This window comes from Microbacterium sp. SLBN-146 (genome assembly GCF_006715145.1).
Lineage (GTDB): Bacteria > Actinomycetota > Actinomycetes > Actinomycetales > Microbacteriaceae > Microbacterium.
Genome location: NZ_VFMR01000001.1, coordinates 1,978,446 through 2,002,942, shown reverse-complemented (window position 1 = coordinate 2,002,942; position 24,497 = coordinate 1,978,446). Strand labels below are relative to the sequence as shown.

25 protein-coding genes are annotated in these 24,497 nt (G+C 69.3%); 16 read left to right on the top strand and 9 right to left on the bottom strand.

The genetic code is table 11. The features are described 5' to 3' along the window. Positions 1-59 precede the first annotated feature (59 nt). Both FBY39_RS08570 and FBY39_RS08565 read left to right on the top strand, forming a co-directional pair. On the top strand, positions 60-1,574 hold the full coding sequence (locus FBY39_RS08570; protein WP_141931919.1) for an SAM-dependent methyltransferase: 1,515 nt from the start codon (positions 60-62) through the stop codon (positions 1,572-1,574). A gap of 25 nt (positions 1,575-1,599) precedes the next feature. Next, positions 1,600-2,640 (top strand): lactonase family protein, encoded by a 1,041-nt coding sequence (locus FBY39_RS08565; RefSeq protein ID WP_260837496.1) that lies wholly within the window; start codon positions 1,600-1,602, stop codon positions 2,638-2,640. 25 nt (positions 2,641-2,665) lie between these two features. Here FBY39_RS08565 and FBY39_RS08560 read toward each other — a convergent pair whose 3' ends face one another. Then, entirely contained in the window at positions 2,666-3,574 is a 909-nt protein-coding gene (locus tag FBY39_RS08560) for a phospholipase (RefSeq protein WP_141931917.1), read from the bottom strand. Between the two features lie 212 nt (positions 3,575-3,786). On the opposite strand from FBY39_RS08560, the gene FBY39_RS08555 reads away from it, so the two are divergent. The 3 genes from FBY39_RS08555 to FBY39_RS08545 are packed head-to-tail and all read left to right on the top strand — an operon-like array spanning position 3,787 to position 6,526. Further along, positions 3,787-5,574: a TIGR03767 family metallophosphoesterase gene (locus FBY39_RS08555; RefSeq protein ID WP_141931916.1), complete on the top strand. Its 1,788-nt coding sequence runs from the start codon at positions 3,787-3,789 to the stop codon at positions 5,572-5,574. Beyond that, entirely contained in the window at positions 5,571-5,912 is a 342-nt protein-coding gene (locus FBY39_RS08550) for a hypothetical protein (protein WP_141931915.1), read from the top strand. Before FBY39_RS08555 ends, FBY39_RS08550 begins: the two co-directional genes overlap by 4 nt. After that, positions 5,909-6,526: a hypothetical protein gene (locus FBY39_RS08545; protein ID WP_141931914.1), complete on the top strand. Its 618-nt coding sequence runs from the start codon at positions 5,909-5,911 to the stop codon at positions 6,524-6,526. Before FBY39_RS08550 ends, FBY39_RS08545 begins: the two co-directional genes overlap by 4 nt. On the opposite strand, the gene FBY39_RS08540 is transcribed toward FBY39_RS08545, so the two are convergent. From FBY39_RS08540 to FBY39_RS08515, 6 genes are all read right to left on the bottom strand, one after another. Next, complete coding sequence (locus FBY39_RS08540; RefSeq protein ID WP_222115678.1) at positions 6,479-6,829, bottom strand: AAA family ATPase; 351 nt, start codon at positions 6,827-6,829, stop codon at positions 6,479-6,481. The two genes, FBY39_RS08545 and FBY39_RS08540, sit on opposite strands and share 48 nt — an antisense overlap. A gap of 38 nt (positions 6,830-6,867) precedes the next feature. Further along, positions 6,868-8,547, bottom strand: coding sequence for a glucose-6-phosphate isomerase (gene pgi / locus FBY39_RS08535; RefSeq protein WP_141931912.1), 1,680 nt, complete (start codon positions 8,545-8,547; stop codon positions 6,868-6,870). A gap of 57 nt (positions 8,548-8,604) precedes the next feature. Next, complete coding sequence (locus FBY39_RS08530) at positions 8,605-9,441, bottom strand: cation-transporting ATPase (RefSeq protein WP_141931911.1); 837 nt, start codon at positions 9,439-9,441, stop codon at positions 8,605-8,607. A gap of 214 nt (positions 9,442-9,655) precedes the next feature. After that, a complete protein-coding gene (locus FBY39_RS08525; RefSeq protein WP_141931910.1) occupies positions 9,656-11,341 on the bottom strand; it encodes an AarF/ABC1/UbiB kinase family protein in 1,686 nt (561 codons plus the stop codon). A gap of 71 nt (positions 11,342-11,412) precedes the next feature. Next, positions 11,413-11,976: a PadR family transcriptional regulator gene (locus FBY39_RS08520; RefSeq protein ID WP_141931909.1), complete on the bottom strand. Its 564-nt coding sequence runs from the start codon at positions 11,974-11,976 to the stop codon at positions 11,413-11,415. A 257-nt stretch (positions 11,977-12,233) separates the two neighbouring features. Beyond that, a complete protein-coding gene (locus FBY39_RS08515) occupies positions 12,234-12,878 on the bottom strand; it encodes an SDR family oxidoreductase (RefSeq protein ID WP_141931908.1) in 645 nt (214 codons plus the stop codon). A 61-nt stretch (positions 12,879-12,939) separates the two neighbouring features. Here FBY39_RS08515 and FBY39_RS08510 point away from each other — a divergent pair, with 61 nt between their 5' ends. The 7 genes from FBY39_RS08510 to FBY39_RS08480 all read left to right on the top strand — a co-directional run bounded on the left by FBY39_RS08510 (position 12,940) and on the right by FBY39_RS08480 (position 18,563). Continuing rightward, positions 12,940-13,338: an HNH endonuclease gene (locus FBY39_RS08510; protein ID WP_141931907.1), complete on the top strand. Its 399-nt coding sequence runs from the start codon at positions 12,940-12,942 to the stop codon at positions 13,336-13,338. Between the two features lie 24 nt (positions 13,339-13,362). Continuing rightward, a complete protein-coding gene (locus FBY39_RS08505; RefSeq protein WP_141931906.1) occupies positions 13,363-14,268 on the top strand; it encodes a RimK family alpha-L-glutamate ligase in 906 nt (301 codons plus the stop codon). Positions 14,269-14,374: 106 nt separating this feature from the next. Continuing rightward, a complete protein-coding gene (gene msrB / locus FBY39_RS08500; RefSeq protein WP_141931905.1) occupies positions 14,375-14,842 on the top strand; it encodes a peptide-methionine (R)-S-oxide reductase MsrB in 468 nt (155 codons plus the stop codon). Next, a complete protein-coding gene (msrA, locus tag FBY39_RS08495) occupies positions 14,839-15,381 on the top strand; it encodes a peptide-methionine (S)-S-oxide reductase MsrA (protein ID WP_141931904.1) in 543 nt (180 codons plus the stop codon). Before msrB ends, msrA begins: the two co-directional genes overlap by 4 nt. Before the next feature lie 583 nt (positions 15,382-15,964). Beyond that, complete coding sequence (locus tag FBY39_RS08490) at positions 15,965-16,168, top strand: cold-shock protein (protein ID WP_141934024.1); 204 nt, start codon at positions 15,965-15,967, stop codon at positions 16,166-16,168. A 168-nt stretch (positions 16,169-16,336) separates the two neighbouring features. Then, positions 16,337-17,443: an acyl-CoA desaturase gene (locus tag FBY39_RS08485; RefSeq protein ID WP_141931903.1), complete on the top strand. Its 1,107-nt coding sequence runs from the start codon at positions 16,337-16,339 to the stop codon at positions 17,441-17,443. Between the two features lie 40 nt (positions 17,444-17,483). Continuing rightward, the gene (locus tag FBY39_RS08480) at positions 17,484-18,563 is read left to right on the top strand and encodes a DNA polymerase IV (protein ID WP_186336934.1); all 1,080 of its coding nucleotides are present in this window, start codon (positions 17,484-17,486) and stop codon (positions 18,561-18,563) included. Between the two features lie 5 nt (positions 18,564-18,568). Here FBY39_RS08480 and FBY39_RS08475 read toward each other — a convergent pair whose 3' ends face one another. Then, positions 18,569-19,984, bottom strand: coding sequence for an NAD(P)/FAD-dependent oxidoreductase (locus FBY39_RS08475; protein WP_141931902.1), 1,416 nt, complete (start codon positions 19,982-19,984; stop codon positions 18,569-18,571). A gap of 310 nt (positions 19,985-20,294) precedes the next feature. Here FBY39_RS08475 and FBY39_RS08470 point away from each other — a divergent pair, with 310 nt between their 5' ends. Genes FBY39_RS08470 through FBY39_RS08455 form a run of 4 tightly spaced genes read left to right on the top strand, consistent with a single transcriptional unit; the run spans position 20,295 to position 23,463 of the window. After that, on the top strand, positions 20,295-21,119 hold the full coding sequence (locus FBY39_RS08470; RefSeq protein WP_141931901.1) for an ABC transporter ATP-binding protein: 825 nt from the start codon (positions 20,295-20,297) through the stop codon (positions 21,117-21,119). After that, positions 21,116-21,799 (top strand): ABC transporter permease, encoded by a 684-nt coding sequence (locus FBY39_RS08465; RefSeq protein WP_141931900.1) that lies wholly within the window; start codon positions 21,116-21,118, stop codon positions 21,797-21,799. The genes FBY39_RS08470 and FBY39_RS08465 overlap by 4 nt, the downstream gene beginning before the upstream one ends. After that, a complete protein-coding gene (locus FBY39_RS08460; RefSeq protein ID WP_141931899.1) occupies positions 21,796-22,524 on the top strand; it encodes an ABC transporter permease in 729 nt (242 codons plus the stop codon). Before FBY39_RS08465 ends, FBY39_RS08460 begins: the two co-directional genes overlap by 4 nt. A 24-nt stretch (positions 22,525-22,548) precedes the next feature. Then, positions 22,549-23,463 (top strand): ABC transporter substrate-binding protein, encoded by a 915-nt coding sequence (locus tag FBY39_RS08455; protein ID WP_141931898.1) that lies wholly within the window; start codon positions 22,549-22,551, stop codon positions 23,461-23,463. 58 nt (positions 23,464-23,521) lie between these two features. Here the strand turns inward: FBY39_RS08455 and FBY39_RS08450 are convergent, their stop codons facing one another. Further along, a complete protein-coding gene (locus FBY39_RS08450; RefSeq protein ID WP_141931897.1) occupies positions 23,522-24,259 on the bottom strand; it encodes a sulfurtransferase in 738 nt (245 codons plus the stop codon). Positions 24,260-24,497: the final 238 nt, after the last annotated feature.

Sequence of the window (24,497 nt, the reverse complement as noted above, 5' to 3'; positions counted from 1 at the left end):
TCCTTGCTGATTCAGCAAACTAGCTTGCTCTCTGACATCGTGCCACTCATGCTGAGCACATGGAAGAGTGGGATGTCATCGTCATCGGAGCCGGCATCGCCGGCCTCAGCGCCGCGCAGATGCTCGGGAGGGCGCGCCGTCGCACGCTCGTCGTCGACGCCGGTTCACCGCGCAACCGGTTCGCGGCGCACATGCACGGCGTGCTCGGGCACGACGGCATACCGCCCGCCGAGCTCCTCGACCGGGGTCGCGCCGAGCTCGAGGCGTACGGCGTGGAGATCGTCGCGGCATCCGTCGATGCCGTCGAAGAGAGCGACGCGTCCGTCACCGTCCGCATGACCGACGGCCGCACGGAGACGGCCCGCGCCCTCATCATCGCGACCGGGATCACCGACGAACTCCCCGCGATCCCGGGACTCGCGGAGGGCTGGGGGTCGACCGTCCTCCATTGCCCGTACTGCCACGGCTGGGAGGTGCGCGACCGGCGGTTGGGCGTACTGCTGCTGTCGCCGCTGCAGCTCCACCAGGCGCAGCTCGTCCGCCAGTGGAGCGACGACGTCGTGGTGTTCACCGCGGCGGCCGGCGAACTCGCTCCCGACGTGCTTCGCGCCTTCCGTGCACGCGGCATCGGCGTCGAGACGCATCCGGTCGTCGCGTTCGCAGACGGAACCGTGCACCTCGCGGGCGGACGCCGCGTTCCGGTCGACGCGATCTTCACGGCGGGCGCGCCCCGTCCGCACGACGCCTTCGTCGCGGGGCTCGGACTCGCGCGGACGGACGCGGGTCTCCTCGAGGTCGACGCGCTGGGACGGACGAGCTCGGCTCGCATCTGGGCCGCGGGGAATGTCGTCACTCCCTACGCGAACGTGCCGGTCTCGATGGGCGCGGGCTCGATGGCGGGTGCGGGCGCCAATGCCGCCCTCGTCGAAGAGGACGTCGCCCGCGCCATCGCCGAGCCCGAACGCTACTGGAACGACCGTTACGCCGACCGCATGTGGTCGGGGAACCCCAACGCGACCCTCGTCGACGTCGTGGGCGGATTCGTGCCGACTCGGTCCCTCGACCTCGGCTGCGGAGAGGGCGCGGATGTCGTCTGGCTCGCACGCCGCGGGTGGGATGCCACGGGGATCGACCTCTCCGCGGCGGCCATCGCCCGCGCTCAGGCGGCCGCCGAGGAGGCGGGCGTGAGCGCGCGATTCATCGCGGGGGACCTCGACGACACGGACCCGCTCGGCGCCGCAGGGATCGACGGTTCGTTCGGGCTCGTGACCGCCAGCTTCCTGCACTCCCGCGTCGCGCTGGACCGCGCGCGGGCGCTTCGCCGCGCCGCCGGTCTCGTGGCACGGGGCGGACATCTCCTCGTCGTGTCGCACGCGGCGCCGCCGCCCTGGGCGCGACCTGAGCACGTCGCGCACCACGTGTTCCTGTCACCCGAGCAGGAGCTCGCGAGCCTCGATCTTCCTGCGACCGAGTGGGAGACGCTCATCGTCGACGTCCGCTCGCGCGCGGCGGTCGGGCCGGATGGGGCGCCCGCGACGCTCGGGGACTCCGTGGTGCTGCTCCGCCGCGTCTGACGGCGACCCTGTCTACGATCGAAGGGTGACCCACTCCGCACTCGTCCTGGTCGCCAACTCCGGCGACGGCAGCATCAGCGTCTTCCGGCTCTCCGAGGGATCCCTCGAGCGACTCGCCGTCACGGAGGGGCTCGTCGGCTGCTCGGCCTTCGCCATAGACGCCGACCGCGACCTCGTGTATGCCGCCGTCAAGGCAGGAGGCGAGCACGAACACGCGGGCGTCGCGACGCTCGCCCTCGATCGCGAAACAGGACGCCTCACACACCGCTCGAGGCTCGACCTCCCCGTCGGCGGCATGAACTACCTCTCGCTCACACGGGGCGGCACGGGCCTGCTCGGCGCCGCCTACGGCGCGGGATACGGCTTCTCAGCCACGATCCAGGACGGTGTCGTGGCATCCCCCGTCTCGCGGATCGAGTTCGCCAACCTTCACGCGGTCCTCCCGAGCGACGACGGACGATTCGCCTACTTCGTCTCGCTCGGCGACGACCTCATCGCGCAGTACTCCATCGATGGCGAGATGCGCTTGCACCCCCTCGATCCGGAAACCGTCCCGGCACCGGCCGGGAGCGGCCCCCGCCACCTCGTGCTCAGCGAGGCGCAGGACGCGGTCTACGTCCTCACCGAGTTCTCGGGCGAGGTGCTGCACTACGCGCGGGACACCGTCACGGGCACGCTCGACCTGCGCGGCTCGGCGAGCGCCGTCGACCCGGGGAAGAATCTCGGACACAGTCGTTTCGGGATCCACCCGCTCGAGCATCACGTCATCTGGGGTGCGGACATCCACATCGGCGAGGGCGGACGACGCCTCTGGTGCTCCGAACGGACCGAGAGCACGCTCGCCGCCGTCGAGGTCGCCGACGACGGCTCCCTCTCAGCCCCGACACGCTTCTTCACGACCGAGGAGCAACCACGCGGGTTCGCGGTGAGTCCCGATGGCGCCTTCCTCGTCGCCGCGGGGGAACGCTCGACGACCGTTTCGCTCTACGCCGTCGACGGCGATCGCCTCGAGCTGCGTCAGCGGATCGAGACGGGCGCCGTCGCGAACTGGGTCCGCTTCGTCTGAGGCGCGTGCCGCCGCGGCATCCGGATCAGTACCAGTTGGTCGCCTGCGAGTGCCCCCACGCGGCGCACGGGGTGCCGTAGGCGCGGTCGATGTAGTCCAGGCCCCATGCGATCTGGGTCGTCGCGTTCGTCTGCCAGTCGGCACCGGCCGTCGCCATCTTGCTCCCCGGAAGAGCCTGAGGGATGCCGGTGGCACCGCTCGACGCGTTGTAGGCCTGGTAGTTCCACCCCGACTCCTTCTTCCACAGCGAGACGAGGCACGAGAACTGGTCGGCACCCCAGCCGTAACGCTCGGCTGCCATGCTCTGCGCGACGGCCTGAGCGCCCTCCACCGTGTTCGCACGTGCCTGCGCTTCGGCGGCGGCCCGCGCGGCGGCTTCCGCGGCTGCCTGCGCGGCGGCTGCCGCGGCTTCCGCCTGGCGCTGAGCCTCGACGGCGGCATCCTCCGCCGCCTGCTGGAGCAGCGCGGTGTCGAGGACCGTCCGCACGACGGCCGTGCGCAGGGCCGCGGCGTCCGTCGCGTCCGATGCCTCCGCGCTGAGGGCGGGCAGCATCAGGACCGGGGTGAGATCGGCGTTCTCGAGGCGTGAGATCGCCTGCTCGAGGTCGGTCGTGTCGATGGCGGTGTCGAGGGGCAGATCGAGCCCTGACCGCGCGACGGCGCCGGTGACCGCCGAGACGTCCCGCTGGGCGGCGCGGGCCTCGACGAGCGCGGCATCCGCATCGTCGACGACGGCATCGAGCGGACCCCGAAGCGACGAAGGAGCAGGTCCAGAAGCGACGGGGACGGCTCCATAGGTGGGGACGACGGATGCCGCGGCGGCAGCCGAGACGGGGCCCGTCCGTGTGAGACCGCCGACCGTGATCGCACCGAGGGCGAGGCCGGCGCAGAGCGCGCCGATGGCGAGGGAACGAAGACGAGCGGATGCGGGCATGCCGGGGGAACCTCCGAAGAACACGGCTTGCGCCCTCGGGTGCGGACGCAAGCCATCGAGTGTGCCCCATGCCGCCTGGACGACCCGTCCACGTCTCCTGAGTGAACGGTGCGAGCGACCCCCGGGACACCCGGCGGAAGGAGAGTTGGCCCGCGGCATCCACTCCTGCCATGATGTGGCTGATTCGTCGTCCCCCCGACTGGAAAGCACCGATGAGCGGACTCTCCCGGCGCGCCTTTCTCGCCCGCACGGCCCTCGTCGCGGCAAGCCTCGGCATCCCGGCCGAAGCCCTGCGCGCGGCGGCCATTCCCCCGGCGGCGACCGCCGAAGCCGTGCCCACGACGCTGCTGCAGACGATCCTCCACGGCGGTGTCTCCGCGGGCAGCTACCGCACCCTCACGACGGGGCCGGGCGAGCCCTATATCCCGCGCCTGGACGTCCTGCGACGGACGGCTGACGCGACGCGGACCACCAGGCGACGGTCGCTCCTGTACGTCGGCCACCTGTCCGACCTGCACGTCATCGACGCGCAGTCTCCGGGGCGGATCGAACCCATGATCGTGCAGGACCATTCGGCCTGGGGATCGGCGTTCCATCCGCACGATCCCCTCAGCCCGCACACGACCGCCGCGATGGTGCAGGCCTTCTCGGACGCTCGCTACAGCCCGCTCACGGGAGCGCCCATGGCCGCCGCCGTCGTGACGGGCGACAGCGCCGACATGCACTCGCATCTCGAACTGCGCTGGTACATCGATCTCATGGACGGGCTCGCGATCGACCCCGCATCGTCGGGACGGGTGTTCCAGGGCGTGCAGGCCTGGCCGGAGGCGACGTGGGCATACCGCCCCGACGATCCGACGGGCGGCGCCTTCGGTGAATACGGCTTCCCCCGGCTCCGCGGACTGCTCGCCGACGCCATCGCGAACCCCGTCACCTCGCCGGGCCTCCCCGCTCCCTGGTACGCCGTCTACGGCAACCACGACACGCTGCTCCTCGGGACGTTCACCCTGACGCCGCAACTGCACGCGCTCGCCGTCGGAGGGCGTAAGTCGTTCTCGCTCGAGGCCACCGCCGCTCTCGCCCTCAACGGCTACGCGTCGAGCGGCGGTGCGGTGCAGCAGGCCGTCGACACCCTCGGACTGGCGCTCGGGTTCGGGCGACCGGGCATGCGCAGCGTCACGGCGAATCCCGAGCGGCGTCTGTTCGAGAACCGCGAGTTCATGGCTGAGCACTTCCGCACCGAGCGGGAACCCGGTCCCGTGGGGCACGGTTTCACACAGCAGAACCTCGACACCGGCGAGACCTGGTGGCGCGCCGAACTCAGTCCCTACGTGCGCGTCCTGGGCCTCGACACGTGCAATTCCGTCGCGGGACCGGACGGCGCTCTCCCCGACGTGCAGTTCCGCTGGCTCGAGGCGGAGCTCGCGGCGGCAGAGGCCGAGCAGAAGCTCGTCCTCGTCCTCAGCCACCACAACAGCCTCACCCTCGAGAACACGGCACAGCGGCCGGGGCAGAACGACGTGCTCCACCACGCCGACGCCGTCATCGATCTCCTCCTTCGGCATCCCGTCGCGGTCGCGTGGCTCAACGGCCACACGCACCTCAATCAGATCCTCGCCCACACGTCGCCGACGGGCGGATTCTGGGAGATCACGACGGCGTCGTGCATCGATTTCCCGCAGCAGCAGCAGGTGATCGAGATCGTCGACAACCGCGACGGAACGCTGTCGCTGTTCACGACGGTCCTCGACCACGCGTCGCCCGCCGTGCCGGGATCCTCGGGCCGATCGATCGACCTCGCGTCGCGCGCACGGGAGCTCGCCGCGAACGACTGGGCCGAGTCTCCGTCGATGCGCCGGGGATCTCCGCTCGATCGCAACACCGAGCTCCTGCTGCCGGCGCCGTTCGACCTCGAACAGATCACTGATGCCGCGCTCGAGGCGCAGCACATCGCCGAGCGCGGCCGCATCCTGGCCCACGAAGAGAGGAACCGCCGATGAAGCGCGCGGCCGTGGCATCCCTCAGTGTGATCCTGATGCTCCTGGCGGGATGCTCGCAGATCGAGGCGATCGCGCCCGTGGGAGGCGACCGCCTCGCCGAAGTGCGCTTCGCGGGATTCGACGTGCTCGTCGACGAGGGCGTCGACATCCGCACGGCGCCCGTCTGCACGGACACCGATGGGACCGTCGCGTGCGCGGGCGACACCCTCGACGGCACGACGATCCGGATCACCTCCACCTCCGACGCCCCCGATGCGCTCATCGTCGTCGTCGGAGACGAGACGCTCTACGACGGGTCGCTCCACGATGTGCTCGAGAAGGCGATGGCGGGGCGATGACGCGCCGACGTCGACGGTCGTGGATGGGACTCGTAGGCATCGTCCTGCTGGGTGCCGCTGTGCAGGGGGTCACGGCGCTTCCGGGCACCGGCACGACCGAGTCTGCGGCCTTCATCGCAGCCGTGGCGGTCTCCGCGCTCGCGCTCTTCGCGCAGATCGCGGTGACGTCGGCAGCGACCACGGCCATCGTGGGACTCCCCGTCGCGTGGCGATCGGTGCTCGCCTGGACGGGGGTGATCCTCGTGGCCGGAATCCTCGTGGGCATCCTCGTGCCGCTCGCGCTTCCCCTCGTCGCCGTCGCGGCGGCGTGCGTGCTCCCCGCTGCGGCGCGGGGACGCCGGGGTGCACTCCGTGGTGTCGACGTCTTCCGCCGAGCGCCGGTCGCGGCGACGCTCGCCGCGGTCGTGACGGTACTGGCATCCGTTCTCACGTGGGTCTTCGCCGTCGCGAGCGGTCTTTTCCTCGCGGGCGCGGCAGGCGGGGTCGCGTCGTGGTTGTGGGCAGGCGCCGTCGGCGCGCTGCTGCTCCTGTGGTGGACGAAGCTGCAGGACCGGCCGGAGCCGCCGTCAGGGCGTGAGACGCGCGCGCAGGACCGTGGCGAAGTCCGCCGCTGACAGCCGCACGCAGGGGGCGGCATCCCCCGATGCGCGTGAGCCGAACAGCTCGTCTGCCTCGTCGTAGACGATCACGGCGTCGGAGCGCTCGGCACGCTCGAACACCTCTCGCAGGTTCTTCTCCGTCTCGGCGATGTACTTCGACGCCACCTGCGACAGATTCAGGACCTGCGTCACGCGCAGCGCCACGCCGCCGATCTCCGCCGTGCTCTCACGCGCCTCGACGCTGCCGTCGTGCACGCGCTCGCACTCGATCCGACGCGCCAGCGCCGATCTCGGCCGTACGACGATGATGTCGCCCACGCCGCGAGTATTCCGCGACGTGGGCGCTCGCGCAAGCGTCAGTCCCGGTGGGTGCGGTAGTAGTCCAGGAGGGCGCGGGTCGAGGCATCCTGCGAGGCCACCGCGTCAGCGTCGCCCTCGATCGCGGGGGCGATCTGGAGGGCGAGCTGCTTGCCGAGCTCGACGCCCCACTGATCGAACGAGTTGATGCCCCAGATCGTGCCCTGCGTGAACGTGATGTGTTCGTACAGCGCGATGAGCTGCCCGAGGACAGAGGGGGTGAGCGCGGGTCCGAAGATCGATGTCGTCGGACGGTTGCCGGGGAAGGTGCGCGCCGCGACGAGGGCGCCGGTCGTTCCTTCGGCCTCGACCTCCTCGGCGGTCTTCCCGAAGGCGAGCGCCTTCGTCTGGGCGAGGAAGTTGGCCAGGAACAGCCCGTGCACGTCGCGTCCGCCGTCTTCGAGGGGGTACACGGGCGTCGCGAAGGCGATGAAGTCGGCGGGGATGAGTCGCGTGCCCTGGTGGATGAGTTGGTAGAACGCGTGCTGGCCGTTCGTTCCGGGCTCACCCCAGAACACTTCGCCCGTCTCGGTCGTCACGGCCGAGCCGTCCCATCGCACCGACTTGCCGTTGGACTCCATCGTGAGCTGCTGCAGGTAGGCCGGGAAGCGGTGCAGCAGCTGCGCGTACGGCAGGACGGCGTGCGTCTGCGCCCCGAGGAAGTTGACGTACCAGACGTTGAGGAGTCCCATGAGGACCGGCACATTGCGCTCGAGGGGCGTGGATGCCACGTGCTCGTCGACGATGTGGAACCCGTGCAGCAGCTCGCGGAAGGCGTCGGGGCCGAGCGTGATCGCGAGCGACAGCCCGATCGCGGAGTCCACGGAGTAGCGTCCCCCGACCCAGTCCCAGAACCCGAACGCGTTCGCGGGGTCGATGCCGAAGGCGGCGACCTTGTCGAGCGCCGTCGAGACCGCCACGAAGTGGTGGGCGACCGCTCCCGTGCGAGAGTCGTCATCGTCGCCGATGGCCCCGGATTCGGACAATCGCGCCCACAGCCACTCCCGCGCGAGACGCGCGTTGGTGAGGGTCTCCAGGGTCGTGAACGTCTTGGAGGCGACGATGAACAGGGTCGTCTCGGGGTCGAGGTCTGCGGTCTTGTGCGCGATGTCGGTCGGGTCGATGTTCGAGACGAAGCGGGCGTGGATGCCGGCATCCGCGTACGGCTTGAGGGCCTCGTAGACCATGACGGGTCCGAGGTCCGACCCGCCGATGCCGATGTTGACGACGTGCGTGACCTTCTTGCCCGTGACACCCCGCCACTGGCCGGACCGCACCCGCTCTGCGAAGGCGGAGAGCGCGTCGAGGACCTCGTGCACGTCGCGGTCGATGTGCTGGTCGTCCACGACGAGCTCAGGGGCCACCCCCGCCGGTCGGCGCAACGCCGTGTGGAGCACCGCGCGGTCCTCGCTGGTGTTGATGTGCGATCCCGAGATCATGTCGGCATAGCGCGCCGCGACACCCGTCTCGTCGGCCAGCGCGACGAGCGAGGCGAGGATCTCGTCGGTGACGAGGTTCTTCGACAGATCGACGTGCAGATCGCCGAGCGTGTGGGTCATGCGCCCCACCCGATCGGGGTCGGACGCGAACCAGCCGCGCAGATCGGGGTGGAACGAGTCCCGAGCGGCCGTGAGCTCGCTCCATGCGGACGTGGACGTGGGGTCTACCGGCGCAATCACGCGTCCACGCTAGCGCGCCGGACGTCGGTCGCGCAGGCAGGCGACACGACGCGCAGGTCAACGGCCGAAGAAGTCTCCGAGTCCGGGGATCTCGAATCCGCCGAGCTGCTCTCCCCAGCTGCCGACCTGCTCGCCGACACCGCCGACCGTCTCGCCGATGCCTCCGACGGCGTCGCCGACGCCGCCCAGCGCGTCACCGGCGATCGACTCGACGTCGACGCCCGCGGCGAGCGTGTCGAAGTCGACGCCCCAGCCGGCCGCCTGCTCGAGCAGAGGCCCCGCGACACTCGAGAGGATCGCACCCCCGGCCACGGCGCCCAGCACACCGACGACGGCGCCCCCGGCGCCCACGACGGCCCCGGCCCTGCCCGCACGCGAGAGCAGACCGCGCATCCGCCCGGGGCTCGTCGCCTCGGTGCGGCCCGCCGCGCGGGCGAGATCGCTCGCCGACGCCGAGCGGGGACGCTCGTGCGGAGGGAGCTCCGTCTGCATGCGACGCTCCACGAGCGCCCGCTGCTCCGGCGTCAGCCGCTCGAACGCGTCGCGATGGATCATCTCGACCTGGTGGGGATCCGCCGTCTGGAGCAGGTAGTCGTAGCGGGCGATCGCAGCGCGATCAGCCGGAGAGACCTCGAACGCCGAGGGCGGTGTGAGGTTCGCCCGGCTGCCGGAACCCGCCGTCGGAGGGTTCGAAGCGGGGGGCGTGAGCCCCGTCGCCGGGCGCGGTGACGTCGCGGGGGCCGGGGAGTCGCGCCGGCTGTCGCCCGACAGAGCGTCGGTCGCGCTCCGGACCATGCCGCGCCAATCGGTGCCGGACCCGGCGGAGCCGGAACGCTTATCGCCCTTGTCGAGGGCCTTCGATGCGAGATCGAAGAGTCGGTTGAGCTTGCTCATGGGGTCCTCCAGAGAGAGTCGAGAGACGCGGGCGTGGGGTGACGCCAAGGTCTCCTCCACCCGCTGCCGGGTCTGCGGGCCGGGACACGATTCCGTGTCCGTATTGACGACGCCGCCGCTGTTGGGAGTACTCCCCTTGTGGGATCGACGCTAGCCGAGAGTTCCTATGAAACGGCTCGATATCTGCGGCCGGAGCGCTGTGCGGTATCGATCCTCAACGCCCGACGCGGCGCGCGAACCAACCGGCGAAGAGCGCGTGGACGAGCGGCAGGATCGACGAGACCATGAGCACCGTCCCGAACACCTCGTCGGCCGAGCGCAACACGGCCCCCGCGACGAGGAGGGCGCCGAAGAGGATCGCCGAGACGACCCTGCGGCCCGCGCGCTCGAGCGCCCCGATCCGTCGGTCGAGCTTCGGCGTATCGACCGCGAGCCGACCGTCCTCCAGCCGGGTGAGCGTGTCATCGATCCGTTGCGGCAGGCGCGCGACGAGACCTGCGGCCGACACGACGCGCTGCGCGACGTCGCTCACGATGTTCCCGCGTTCGTCCCGCAGCAGCCGACCCGCGTACGGCTCGACGGCATCCCAGATGTTGAAAGCGGGGTTGAGTGAACTGCACATCCCCGACGTGAGCGACATCGCCCGCACGATCAGGAGGAAGTTCTCGGGGAGCTGGAACGGCAGCGATCGCACGACATCGCCGAACTCGACGGCGAAGTCACGGAACTCACGGGGATCGACCTCGGCGAGCTCCGCGAAGCCCATTCCTCCGAAACGGGCGAAGAGCTGGATCATCGCGCGCTCGAGTTCCGCCGTGTCGGCCGACGGAAGGAGTACTCCGACATCGCCGATGCTGGCGACGAGGGCCCTCCCGTCGCGCGCGGCCACCGCGATGAGCACCTTCCGCAGCCCCGAGCGCAGCCGGTCGGGGACGGTTCCCATCATCCCGAAGTCGATGAAGGTGAACCGCCACGCACGCGCGGCTCCTTCGAGCGGCGTGACGAAGATGTTCCCGGGGTGCGGATCGGCGTGGAAGTAGCCGTTGACGAAGAGCTGGTCGAACATGACGGCGGCGAAGTCCGTCGCCACCTCGTTCGGGTCGATCCCGGCCGCGCGGAGCCCCTCGACATCGTTGATCTTGATGGCCGTCACATCGGCGAGCGTCAGGACGCGTCGAGTCGTCCGCTCCCACACGACGTCGGGAACGGCGACACGAGGATCGTCGGCGAAGTCCGCCGCGAAGCGTTCGGCGTTCGCAGCCTCGTGGAGGTAGTCGATCTCGTCGAGACTCGTGAGGGCGAACTCTTCGACGAGAGCGGGGGCGTCGACATGGTCCGACACGAGCCGCACACGACTGAGCCAGCGCGAGACACGACGGAGGGCCGCGAGGTCGACGGCGACGATCTCGTCGATCCCCGGACGCTGCACCTTCACCACGACCTCGACGAAGCCCACGTCCTCGGCATCCGTGGGGGCGAGCCGCGCGCGGTGCGCCTGACCGAGGGATGCCGCGGCGAGCGGCACCGGGTCGACGAAGGCGTACGCGCGGTCGAGGGGTACCGCCAGCTCACGCTCGGCGAGTGCGCGGATCTCAGCGAAATCGACGGGGGGAACCTCGTCCTGGAGTCCCTCCAGCTCTTTCGTGATCTCGGGCGGCAGGACGTCCAGACGCGAAGAGAGGAACTGTCCGACCTTGATCATGAGGCCGCCGAGTTCGACGGCGAGGGCGTGGAAGTTCTCGGCGAGGCGCTGCATGCGGCGCGATCGGCCACGCGCCGCCAATCGGGCAAAACCGAATCGCGGCAGCGTGAGTTCGAACCACCACGCCTCGACGAGATAGCGCGCGGCGAATCGAAGAATGCGACGATACCGAGACCGCGACGATCGGCCGTCGGGCATGGGGTCTCCTTGCGACGGGCGTCGCGGCGCGACTGCGGGGGCGCCCTCGGCGCCTTCCGCCGGCACTCCGGTCAGTCCTGCGCGAGGATCGCGAACAGCTTACGACGCGCATCCTCCAGGACGGCGATCGCTTCCTCGACCTGCTCCGGGGTCCCCGTCGTCGCGACCTGCATCGTCGCCTGTGCGAGGTTGGCGCCCGCCTTGGGAAGCGCCGTCGCCCGGGTGAACTCGCGCGACTGCTCGCCGTGCCAGGGCGCGTCGCCCGCGGCATCCGCGACGGCACGGCCTTCTTCTGTCAGCGAATAGGTCTTGCGACCACCGGACTCCTCCGCGAGCACGAGGCCCTCGTCGGCGAGGAGCTGGAGCGTCGGGTAGACCGAGCCGGGGCTCGGCTTCCATGCCCCGTGGCTGCGCTCTTCGATCTCCTGGATGATCTGGTAGCCGTGCATGGGCTGCTCGGCGAGGATCGCGAGGATCGCGGCGCGCACGTCGCCGCGGCCCATGCGTGTTCCCACGCGACGATCGAACTCTCCGCGGAGCTGCTCCATGGCATCCCACAGCCCACCCGTGGGCCAGCCTGCGCCTCCGCCCATGTTCCCACCGAACGAGCGTCCGCCCATCGAGAATCCACTCATGGCAACCTCCTGCGTCGAGCGGCGGAGCCGTAGCCCACCGCGTTGAACGATACTCAACGATATATCGCTCACCCGCTCAACGATAGGTCGCGCAGCCACCTCCCAGCCTTCTGCCACCACAGCGGCGGCGGGCATCCCTACCCCACTCTTCGTCGAGACTCCGGCTTATCGCCGAGACACCCCGCTATTGGGCGCAAACAACGGGGCGTCTCGGCGAGACACCGGGATGTCGACGGAGGGAGCGACGCGGGGAGGACTTACGCGCGGATGGCTTCCGCGATGGGGACGTCGCCGGTGTTGAAGGAGATCGTGCGGCCGATCGTGGTGTCGTCGGCGAGCACGGCGGCGATGACCGCCGCGACGTCCGCTCGCGGAACGGAGCCCGACTCCTCGGCCTCCGTGTCGATGCGACGCGTGGGCTCGTCGAGGGTCAGGCTGCTCGGCGCGACGATCGTCCAGTCGAGGCCGCTCGCGCGCAGGTGCTCGTCTGCCGCCGCTTTGGATTCGGCGTACGCGAAGAAGGAGTTCTCGGGCGGCACACCGTGATCACGGCCGGCACCGAAGTACGACACCATGACGTACCGGTTCACGCCTGCGGCCACGGCCGCGTCGATCGAGCGGATCGCGGCGTCGCGGTCGATGGCGTACGTCCGCCGCGCGCTCCCCCCGCCCGCGCCCGCGGACCAGATGACGACGTCGTTGCCGCTCACGAGATTCGTCAGCTGGCGCGTGTCGAAGGCCTCGATGTCGGCGACGAGGGGCGTCGCCCCGGTTGCCGCGACATCGACCTCGTGATCGGCGTTGCGGATGACGGCGGTGACGTGATCCCCACGGCCGGTCAGAAGGGGCTCGAGAAGCAGTGCGACCTTGCCGTGGCCACCGATCAGCAGGATGCGGGACATGTCCTCCAGGCTACCGCGCGGCACACGCGGCGCCGTCGCGTGGCCCGTTAGCGTCAGGGTCATGGTCGTCCGACAGACACGTGCCGCGCGCGCCTCCCGGCGGCGCGCACGTCGGGTCGCGGCATCCGGAAGCGACCTCACCGACGCGCAGTGGTTCGCGATCCTCGACGCGTGGGGTTCGTGTGCCTACTGCGGCGCCGACGGGGTCGCGCTCCAACGCGACTGCGTCCTGCCCATCTCCCGGGGCGGCAGGTACACGCTCGACAACGTCGTCCCCGCGTGCCGATCGTGCAACGCCAGCAAGTGCAATGACGAGGTGACGTCGTGGATGCGGCGCCGGCGCCTCGATGAACCCCGTTTCCTCGTCCGATGGATCGCGATCGTGACCGAACTGCGTGCGGGCGGCCCACGGCCCGCATCAACGGGCGACGGGCCCGCGGCATCCGTCACCGGCGCATAGGCGCCGTCAATAAGCTCGACACTCGTGACCACCGCTCTCCGTCCCCGCGTCGGCATCGTCGTGACCGACACCTACTCCCCCGTGGACCCCGACCACGACACCCCGCTTCTCCTCGACGCCCTGCGCGCCCGCGATGTCGACGCCGAAGCCGTCGTCTGGCATTCGGATGCCGCTGAGCTCGAGGCCTACGACCTCCTCGTGCTCCGCTCCCCGTGGGACTACCCCGACCGGCCCGACGAGTTCCACGCGTGGCTCGATCGGGCGGAGCTCGCGACGCGCGTCGCGAACGCGCCTGCGACGATGCGCTGGAACCTCGACAAGCACTACCTCGCCGATCTCGAGCGAGCGGGCATCGCCGTCGTTCCGACGCGCTACTGCCGGACGGTCGCCGAGGCGCGCGACGCGGTCGCGGCCCACACCCGCGTCGTCGTGAAGCCCGCCGTCTCGGCGGGCGCGAAGGACACGGGTCTGTTCGACGCGACCGATCCCCGCGCCGTCGCCCTCGCCGAGCGCATCCTCTCGCGTGGCGACGTCGTCATGGTGCAGCCCGAGATCCCCGAGCTCAGCGCGGGCCACGAGAAGGCTCTCTACGCCGTCGATGGCCACTACAGCCACGCGATCGCGAAGGGGGCGCTCCTCGAGATCGGCGGCGGGTTCATCGGGGGCGTGTACGTCGAGAATCCGCGTGCCGTCGAGACGACCGAGGCCGAGCACGGCTTCGTCGAGCGGGTCTTGGACGCCGTCGTCGAGGTCACCGGCGGGGCGGTCCCCCTGTATGCACGCGTCGACACCGTCGATTCCGCCGAGTACGGCCTCTTGCTCCTCGAAGTGGAACTCGTCGAACCCGCCCTCAATCTGCACATCGCGACGGAGGCGATCGACCGCGTCGCCGACGCGATCGCGCGGGCCGCCACGCCGAGAGGCGACTGAACCCTCGAACTCACTGCCCCCTCCCAGGTTCACGGGACCAAATGACACTGCGGCGCCGTTGTCTTCTGTGACGCTGCAGCCAGTGGCGGAAGACTCAGGAGGAATCGTGACGACCGAGTACCGCAAGACCCCCGAGGCCGTGAGCCGCCTCACCGACATCCAGTACCGCGTGACGCAGAAGGACGGCACCGAGCCGCCGTTCCGCAACGAGTACTGGAACACCCATGAGCCCGGCATCTATGTCGACGTCGTCTCAGGTCAGCCGTTGTTCTCATCGACCGACAAGTACGACAGCGGCACAGGATGGCCGAGCTTCACCCGACCGATCGACCCCGGAGCCGTGACCACGACGACCGACCGCACCCTGTGGATGCGCCGCACCGAAGTGCGATCGTCGGGCGCCGACAGCCACCTGGGTCACGTCTTCGACGACGGCCCCCGCCAGGCGGGAGGCCTGAGATACTGCATGAACTCGGCCTCCCTGCGCTTCATCCCCCTCGCCTCGCTCGAGGAAGAGGGATACGGCGCATACTCTTCCCTCTTCGAGAACACCACGCAGGAGAACGCATCATGAGCACCGATACCGGAACCATCACCCAGAGCCCCGGCCTGGAGACCGCCGTCCTCGCGGGCGGGTGCTTCTGGGGCATGGAGGACCTGATCCGCCGCCAGCCGGGCGTCATCGACACGCGGGTCGGTTACACGGGCGGCCAGAACGCCCACGCGACCTATCGCAACCACCCCGGCCACGCCGAGGCCGTCGAGATCGTCTTCGATCCGACGCAGACCTCGTATCGCGACATCCTCGCGTTCTTCTTCCAGATCCATGATCCCTCGACGCTCAACCGGCAGGGCAATGACATCGGCACGAGCTACCGCTCGGCGATCTTCCCCCTGTCCCCCGAGCAGGAGGAGGTCGCGCGCGACACGATCGCCGATGTGGACGCATCGGGCCTGTGGCCCGGCAAGGCCGTCACGACGATCGAGCCCGTGGGTCCTTTCTGGGAGGCCGAGCCCGAGCACCAGGACTACCTGATCCGCTACCCCAACGGCTACACGTGCCACTTCCCGCGCGCCGGATGGGTTCTGCCGAAGCGCGACGCGACGGTCTGACGACGAGGCGTCCTCTGCGAGGCGCTGGAAAACCTGCGAGGGCGGCACAGGAATGTGCCGCCCTCGCAGTATTCGTTGCACCGATTCCGACGGAACGTAGGCGAAGACCACGAGGGATGTTAGGCTGGCATGGCCCAATCGGGTTCATTCGCGTCTTCTCGCCGCATTCGCGCCCTGACGCCGCGACTGTCGATCACGACAGCCCCTTCATCCCTTCGACTTCCGCAGCATCGCACCGATGCGATCATGCGATCCCCTGAAAGACCCTTTGACGTACGTCACCCACAACACTTCTTCACCAGGCCTCCACTGGCGTCAGGCAGACGACGCCGTCTTCGTGGCCACACGCGCCGGCGAGTACGCCGGCTTCGTGAGCTCGACTCCGCTCGGCTTCGAGGCGCACGACGCGCACGGCGTCTTCCTCGGTTTCCACGAGTTCGAGGAGCACGCGCAGCGTGCCCTCGCGGCATCCGTCACCCGGATTCCGCCCGCGCCCACGGCGCACCCCATCCGTCCGCTCCGCACACTTCGGCGCGGCACCCCCGGTCGCTCACGCGGCCCGAAAAGAAAAAGGAAAGACACGATGGCCACTGGCACCGTGAAATGGTTCAACTCCGAAAAGGGCTACGGCTTCATTGCGCCCGACGACGGATCCGCCGACCTGTTCGCGCACTTCAGCGCGATCACCGGCAACGGCTTCAAGGAGCTCCGCGAGACCCAGAAGGTCGAGTTCGACGCCGAGCAGGGCCCCAAGGGCATGCAGGCCGCGAACATCCGGCCCCTCTGATCTGTCGCCGAAGGCCGGGATGCAACGCATCCCGGCCTTCGGTCTGTCCACAGACGCCCCCATATACGCCGAGCCTCATATGCCGACGCGTAGCGTGGGGCGTAGCGATCGGCATCCGCCCATGGCTTACCCGGCCACAGCGGTCATCGATCCGAAGCAGGTGCCTCCATCTCCTCCACCGTTCTCGAGTCTCGTCTCGGCCCCGTTCGTCAGACCTACGCTGGAACGACGGAGTTCCCGCCCATGGCCCGCGCCTACACCGATGTGTCGCAGGTCGTCCGAGAGAGCGGCCTCCTTCGTCGTACGCCGTGGTTCTACGCCCTCATCGGCGCCGCCATCGCCGTCGCTTTCGGGGGCGCCATCACGGGGTTCATCCTCCTCGGCGACAGCTGGTTCCAGCTCCTCATCGCGGCGGCCCTCGGCATCCTGTTCACGCAGGTCGCCTTCCTCGGACATGAGGCGGCGCACCGCCAGATCCTCACCTCCGGTCCGGCGAACGACCGCCTCGCACGGATCCTCGCAAACGGCGTCGTCGGCATGAGCCTCTCGTGGTGGACGACGAAGCACACGCGTCACCACGCGAACCCGAACCGTGTCGGCAAAGATCCCGACATCGACGTCGACACGATCTCGTTCCTCGACGAGGATGCCGCGAAGGCACGGGGTCTCCAGCGCCTCATCACGCGCCGCCAGGGCTGGCTGTTCTTCCCGCTCCTGACGCTCGAGGGGCTGAACCTGCACTTCCTCGCGTTCCGCCACGTCTTCGGCCGTGAGCCCGTCAAGAACCGCCCGACCGAGATCCTGCTGCTCCTCGCACGCTTCGCCGTGATCTGGACGCCGATCTTCCTCTTCCTCCCCCTCGGCCTCGCCTTCGCGTTCGTGGGTGTCCAGATGGCCGTCTTCGGCGTCTACATGGGAGCCTCGTTCGCCCCCAACCACAAGGGGATGCCGGTCATCGCGAAGGACGCGAAGCTCGATTTCTTCAGCAAGCAGGTGCGCACGTCGCGCAACGTCTCCGGCGGCTGGTGGGCGACGTGGCTCATGGGCGGCCTCAACTACCAGGTCGAGCACCACCTCTTCCCGAACATGCCGCGCCTGCACCTCGCCCGCGCCCGCGAGATCGTCAAGGAGCAGTGCGAGACGCTCGGCGTCCCGTACACCGAGACGACCCTCTGGCGTTCGTACGGCATCGTGATCTCGTATCTCAACGAGGTCGGCCTCGCGGCACGCGACCCGTTCGACTGCCCCATGGTCGGGTCGTACCGGCGGGTCTGACCTCTCGCGACGAAGCCGCCCACGGGGCAGACTGGCGCTCATGAGCGACCCGTCCGCCCCGTGGGTGCTGCACGTCGACCTCGACCAGTTCATCGCTGCCGTCGAGGTGCTGCGTCGTCCCGAACTCGCCGGCCTGCCGGTCATCGTCGGCGGGCGCGGCGACCCGACCGAGCGCGCCGTCGTCTCGACGGCCTCCTACGAGGCGCGCGCTTTCGGTGTGGGATCAGGGATGCCGCTGCGGATCGCGGCACGCAAGGTGCCGGACGCGATCATCCTCCCCGTCGATGCCCCGGCGTACACCGCGGCGTCGGACGAGGTCATGGCGACGCTCCGCTCCCACCCGGGAGCCGTCGTCCAGGTGCTCGGCTGGGACGAGGCGTTCGTCGGCATCACGACGGACGACCCCGAAGCCGAGGCCCGCAGCATCCAACGAGCCGTTATGGACCGCACACGGCTGCACTGCAGCGTCGGCATCGGCGACACGCTCGTGCGCGCGAAGAACGCAATGGACTTCGGAAAACCCCAGGGCGTCTTCCGGCTGACGGCGGCCAACTGGCTCGAGGTGATGGGCCCACGACCGACGAGCGCGCTGTGGGGTGTGGGATCGAAGGTCTCGAAGCGCCTGGCGGCGCTCGGGATCACGACCGTCGACGAGCTCGCGCGCGCGGACGTCGACGCCCTCGCGGGCGAGTTCGGCCCCAAGATGGGTCCCTGGTATCGGCAGCTCGGGCGCGGCGACGGGTCCGCAGAGGTCGACGACACCCCCTGGGTCGCGCGCGGTCACGGCCACGAGACGACCTTTCAAGAGAACCTCGTCGCGCGCACCGATATCGAACAGGCGGCGCGAGTGCTCATCGCGGAGGTGCTTCGCGATGTCGCCGCGGAGGGACGCGCCGTCGTCGGTGTCGGCCTCAAGGTTCGCTACGCGCCTTTCACGACGAAGACGTTCGTCCACAAGATCGCGCCCACGTTCGACCGAGCGCTCGTCGAGGCGGAGACGATGAAACTCGTCGACAAGATCGAGCACGGGCGGGAGATCCGTCTGCTGGGCGCACGCGCCGAGATGGAGATGCCCGACGATGCTCGGGAGGGCCACACCCCGACCCGTGGAGGTTGGTGATCCGGTCAGCGGCCGTACGTCTCCAACCACCGCAGCCACACTTCGCTGAGCGTGGGGTAGGACGGCACGGCATGCCACAGCCGCTCGACAGGCACTTCTCCCACGATCGCGATCGTGGCTGAGTGGAGGAGCTCACCCACGTCGGAGCCCATGAATGTCGCCCCGACGACGACCTCCCGCTCCGAGTCGATCAGGACGCGGGCCTGGCCGCGGTAGTCGTCGGACGACGTCGAGGCGCCCGCGATCCACGACAGGTCGTAGTCGATCACGCGGACGTCGAGTCCCGCCTCGCGCGCCGAGGCCTCCGTGTGTCCGACCGCCGCCACCTCAGGGTCGGTGAAGACGACCTGCGGGACGGCGGAGTGGTCGGCGGTCGCGACATGCCGCCCCCACGGCCGATCATCGACATCCGCGCCCGTCGCGCGCGCCGCGATGACATCTCCCGCGGCCCGGGCCTGGTACTTGCCCTGGTGGGTGAGAAGGACGCGATGATTGACGTCGCCCACGGCGTAGAGCCAGTCGTGCCCGCGAACGCGCATCGTGTCATCGACCTCGAGCCAGTCGCCGGGCTCGAGGTCGACGCTCTCCAGACCGAGGTCCTCCGAGCGGGGCGTGCGGCCCGTCGCGACGAGGATCTCGGCGGCGCGCACCTCGCGACCGTCCGAGAGCGATACGACGACGCCCTCGGCATCCCGCGAGACACCGTCGACACCGACGCCCGTGAGGATGTCGACCCCACGCTCGGCCAGGGTCGCGGCGACGTGCTCTCCTGCGAAGGGTTCGAGGGATCCGAGCAGACCCGATCGTGCGATGACGGTGACGCGGCATCCGAACGACGAGAACGCCGTCGCCATCTCGGCGCCGACGACGCCGCCGCCGAGGACGACGAGGGAGTCGGGGACGTCACGGACGCTCGTCGCCTCGCGGCTCGTCCACGGCGACGCGTCGACGAGACCCGGGATGTCGGGGATGAGAGCCGCCGTCCCCGTGCAGACGGCGACGGCGTGCCGCGCGACGAGCGTCGTCGTCTCCCCGTCGGCGTCCGTCACCTCGACGCGCTTCTCACCGGCGAGACGGCCGTGACCGCGCACGAGGTCGATGCCCGCGCCGTGGAGCCATTCGACCTGCGAGGAGTCGTTCCAGTCGTGGGTGATGCCGTCGCGACGGGCGAGCACGCCCGCGACGTCGACATCCCCCGTGACCGCCTCTCGCGCGCCGCCGACGGACCGCGCCGCGTTGAGCACGGTTCCCGCCCGCAAGAGGGCCTTCGACGGCATGCACGCCCAGTAGGAGCATTCGCCGCCGACGAGTTCGCTCTCGACGATGACCGCGGTCAGTCCGCCCCGAACGGCGCGATGCGCGACGTTCTCACCCACAGGACCCGCTCCGATGACGACGAGGTCGTACTCTCGTGTACTCATGGGGCCCACGGTAGCGCCCCCCGCCGACGCGCGGGCCGGTCTGGCACCGAGCCGGCGCAGAGCTCTCTTGTCTCAAAGGGCGACCTCGCGGCATCCACACCCGCCACTCGCGACAAGTGAACGGAGAGCTGTGGCGCTCACTTGTCGCAAATGGCAACCGCCGGGCATCCCAGCCCGCCAAGTGAGACAAGTGAGCGGTCGCGGGCAGCGGCGCACTGCCAGACATTACGATCTGGGTCAAGGGGCCGGGAATTCTGGGCCATGTCGGTGGCTTGTGGTTGGCTGAGGAGACCACGCCGGAAGGACACCCATGGCGATCGAGTTCCGCTCCGTGACAAAACGCTTCGCCGACGGCACGGTGGCTGTCGACGACTTCTCGCTGCTGATCCCCGCGCACAAGACGACGGTGTTCGTCGGATCGTCCGGATGCGGCAAGACCACGCTCCTGCGGATGATCAATCGCCTCGTCGAACCGACGAGCGGCGAGATCGCGATCGACGACGAACCGATCTCGACCCGCAACCCCGTGCAGCTCCGGCGGGGGATCGGATACGTGCTCCAGAACTCGGGGCTCCTCCCCCACTTCACCGTCGCCGACAACATCGCCACCGTCCCTGTCCTCAAGGGCGTTCCACGCAAGGCCGCGCGTGCGCGTGCACTGGAACTCATGGATGTCGTCGGCCTCGACCGAGCACTCGCCGATCGGTACCCGAGCCAGCTGTCCGGAGGGCAGCAGCAGCGCGTCGGCGTCGCCCGCGGGCTCGCGGTCGACCCCAACATCCTGCTGATGGACGAGCCGTTCGGAGCCGTCGACCCCATCGTCCGCAAGGAACTTCAGGAGGAGACTCTGCGCCTCCAGCGCGACCTCGACAAGACCGTCGTCTTCGTGACGCACGACATCGACGAGGCGTTCCTGCTCGGAGACCAGGTCGTGATCCTCGAGAAGGGCGCGAAGATCGCGCAGCTCGGCACCCCCGACGAGATCATCGAGAACCCCGCGAGCGACTTCGTCGCGAGCTTCATCGGCGCGGAGCGCGGAGCGCGAGCACTGCGGCAGAAGCGCACGCCGCACGGCATCGTGCTCGTCGACGGGGCCGGGCGGACGCAGGGCGTCCTGGTCGAGGACTCTCCGTGAACTGGGTCCTCGACAACCTCGATCTGATCGGACGCCTGACCGTCGATCATCTGAGGCAGAGCGTGATCGCGATCGTGCTCAGCTTCGTCCTGGCCGTTCCGATCGGGTGGCTCGCCTTCCGATACACGCGGCTGCGGGGGGCGGTGCTCTCGATCGTCGGGCTGCTGTACACGATTCCCTCGCTCGGGCTCTTCGTCCTTCTGGCGGCGATCTTCGGCATCCCCCTGCTCTCAGAGCTCACTCTCGTCGTCGCACTCACGGTCTACGGCATCGCGATCATGACCCGTTCCGTCACCGACGGCCTCGCGTCGGTCGATTCCGCGACACGCCAGGCCGCCGTCGCTGTCGGCTTCGGCGCCTGGCGACGTTTCTGGGTCGTCGACTTCCCGCTCGCCGGGCCCGTGCTTCTGGCAGGACTCCGCGTGACGGCCGTGTCGACGATCTCGCTCGCAACCGTCGGCATCCTGATCGGCGTCGACAACCTCGGCTACCTCTTCACCAATGGAGCCCAGCGCCGCATCATCCCCGAAGTGCTCGCGGGCGTCGTGGCGGTCGTGATCATCGCCGTCGTACTCGACCTGCTGCTCGCGCTCCTCGGGCGCGCGCTCATGCCCTGGACACGCCGCACGCGTGCGCCTCGCAGTCCGTCCCCCGCCTCCCGCCGGGAGGTGGCCGCATGAACGCCTTCCTCGAGGCGATCGCCTGGATCTTCTCCCCCGATCGGCTGACGGGGACGCTCCCCCTCCCAACGGCGATCGTCCAGCACCTGTGGCTGACGGGACTCTCCGTCCTCATCGCGGCTGTCATCGCGATTCCCTTCGGATGGCTCATCGGGCACACAGGCCGGGGGCGCGAGATCGCGGTCTTCCTCTCGGGCGCAGCCCGCGCGCTGCCATCGCTCGGCCTGGTGATCCTGCTCTACCTCGTGATCGGCGTGAATTTCAAGACCGAAGCCGCAATCGCCGCTTTCGTGATCCTCGCGATCCCCTCCATCCTCGCCGGCGCATACGCAGGGCTCGAGGCGATCGACCGCGACGTCATCGCCGCGGGCCGGGCGATGGGGATGACGGGGTGGCAGATCCTGTGGAAGATCGAGGTTCCCCTCGGGCTCCCCCTCCTGATCGGCGGTCTGCGCTCGGCGACGCTGCAAGTCGTCGCGACCGTCACGATCGCCGCCTACGTCGGCATCGGCGGACTCGGGTTCTACATCATCCAAGGAATCCAGGTGCGCATCTTTCCGCAGATCCTCGGAGCCTCCATCCTCGTCGTCGTGCTCGCACTCGTGCTCGATGGCCTGTTCGCCCTGTTGCAGCGCGTCGTCGTCCCCCGCGGGGTCGCGATGCGCACCCCCACACGTCGCTCGTCGCCCGTGCGCACGAGCGCCACCGCGGATGCATCCGCCTAACCCCCACAACAACCGGAGGTTGTCATGTCCACAGCAAAGACACGCCTGACCGCTGCCCTCGCAGCCGTCGCGGCCACGTCGCTCGCGCTCGCCGGGTGCGCGTCAAGCGACCCCCTGTCGGGAGGTGACGGAGGCGGCGAGTCCACCTCCGACTCGTCCGTCATCGTCATCGGTTCACAGGCCTACCCCTCGAACGAGCTGATCGCCGAGATCTACGCCCAGGCGCTCGAGGCCGACGGCTTCGAGGTCGACCGCAACTTCACGATCGGCCAGCGCGACGCGTACATGCCGTCGATCGAGGACGGATCGATCGACCTGTTCCCCGAGTACACGGGAAACCTGCTCCAGTACTTCGAGCCCGACACGACGGCCACGACGACGGACGACGTCTACGCGGCCCTGCAAGAGGCGCTGCCCGAGAACCTCACGGTCCTCGAGCAGTCGTCGGCGACCGATCAGGACTCCTACAACGTCACTCGCACGTTCGCGGAAGAGAACGATCTGACGTCGATCGCCGACCTGGCCGGTATCGACGGTCTCGTCCTCGGCGGTGCGCCCGAACTCGAGCTGCGCCCGTACGGTCCGGCCGGTCTCGAAGAGACCTACGGCGTCACGGTGACCTTCAACCCGACCGCCGACTCGACGATCGAAGAACTCGTCGCAGGCAACATCCAGCTCGCGAACGTCTACACGGCCGACCCGCTCATCTCGGCCAATGACCTCGTGACGCTGGAAGATCCCGAAGGCCTCTTCCTCGCGTCGCACGTCGTTCCGCTCGTGAACGCCGACGTCGCCGATGAGATCGCCGACACGATCAACGCCGTGAGCGCCGCGCTCACGCCCGAGGGGCTCATCGAGCTCAATGTGCAGTACACGGTCGAGCAGCGCTCGCTCGGAGATGTTGCGTCGGAGTGGCTCGAGGCCAACGGCCTGGTCTGATCGACACCACGGCGCGGGGAGGCAGGGAGGAGCTTCTGCCTCCCTGCGCCGAGGCACGTCAGCGCTGCGGGCGTGGCGTCAGGGTGGGGTCGAGTGCCTCGCGCTCGTCGAAGACGAAGCACTCCCCCGACCAGTGGTCGCCGCCCACCTTCTCGAAGTAGCCGAGGATGCCGCCATCGAGCTGGAAGGCGTCGATCCCCAGCTCGCCCAGGTGGATGGCCGCCTTCTCGCAGCGGATGCCGCCCGTGCAGAAGCTCACGACCGTCTTGCCCTCGAGCTCTGCACGGCGTGCGGCTGCGGCATCCGGAAACTGCGTGAAGCGCTCGAGGCGCCAGTCCACAGCACCCTCGAACGTGCCGTAGTCGACTTCGAACGCGTTCCGCGTGTCGAGGAGGACCACCTCGCGCCCGGCGTCATCGTGGCCACGGTCCAGCCAGATGCGGAGTGTGAGGGGGTCCACGGCGGGCGCGCGCCGATCAGCGGGCCGGATCGTCGGGTGGTCCATGCGGATGATCTCGCGCTTCACCTTGACGAGGAGCTTGCCGAACGGCTGAGCCTCCGACCAGCTCTCCTTCGTCGTGAGCGCCGCGAAACGCGGATCACGGCGGAGCTCCGCGACGAATCCCCGCACGGCGTCGGCATCGCCCGCGAGGAAGAGGTTGATCCCCTCCTCCGCCAGGATGATCGTGCCTCGGATCCCCGCGGCGATCGCGCGCTCCTTCAACGTCGGGCGCAGAGTGCCGGGGTCGGCGACGGCAGTGAAGAGGTACGCCGAGACGTTGAGAACGGATGCCACGGCGACAAGCCTACGGATGCCAGGGGTAGAGTCCGTCAGTGTCAGGGTGACAGTGCCGCTCAGTGTCAGGGTGACAGTGCCGCGTTGCGGTGGTTGGATCCTGATCACCGGTGTCTGGCTCGTAGAGTCCGTGCCGCCCGTAAGGGTTGGCGTGCATGCGTTTTGCCGGCACCGGTGTGATGGACCGGCCGGCGTGACTTGATAGGAGCGTGGCGACGCCCCCGACTGAGGTTTGTCC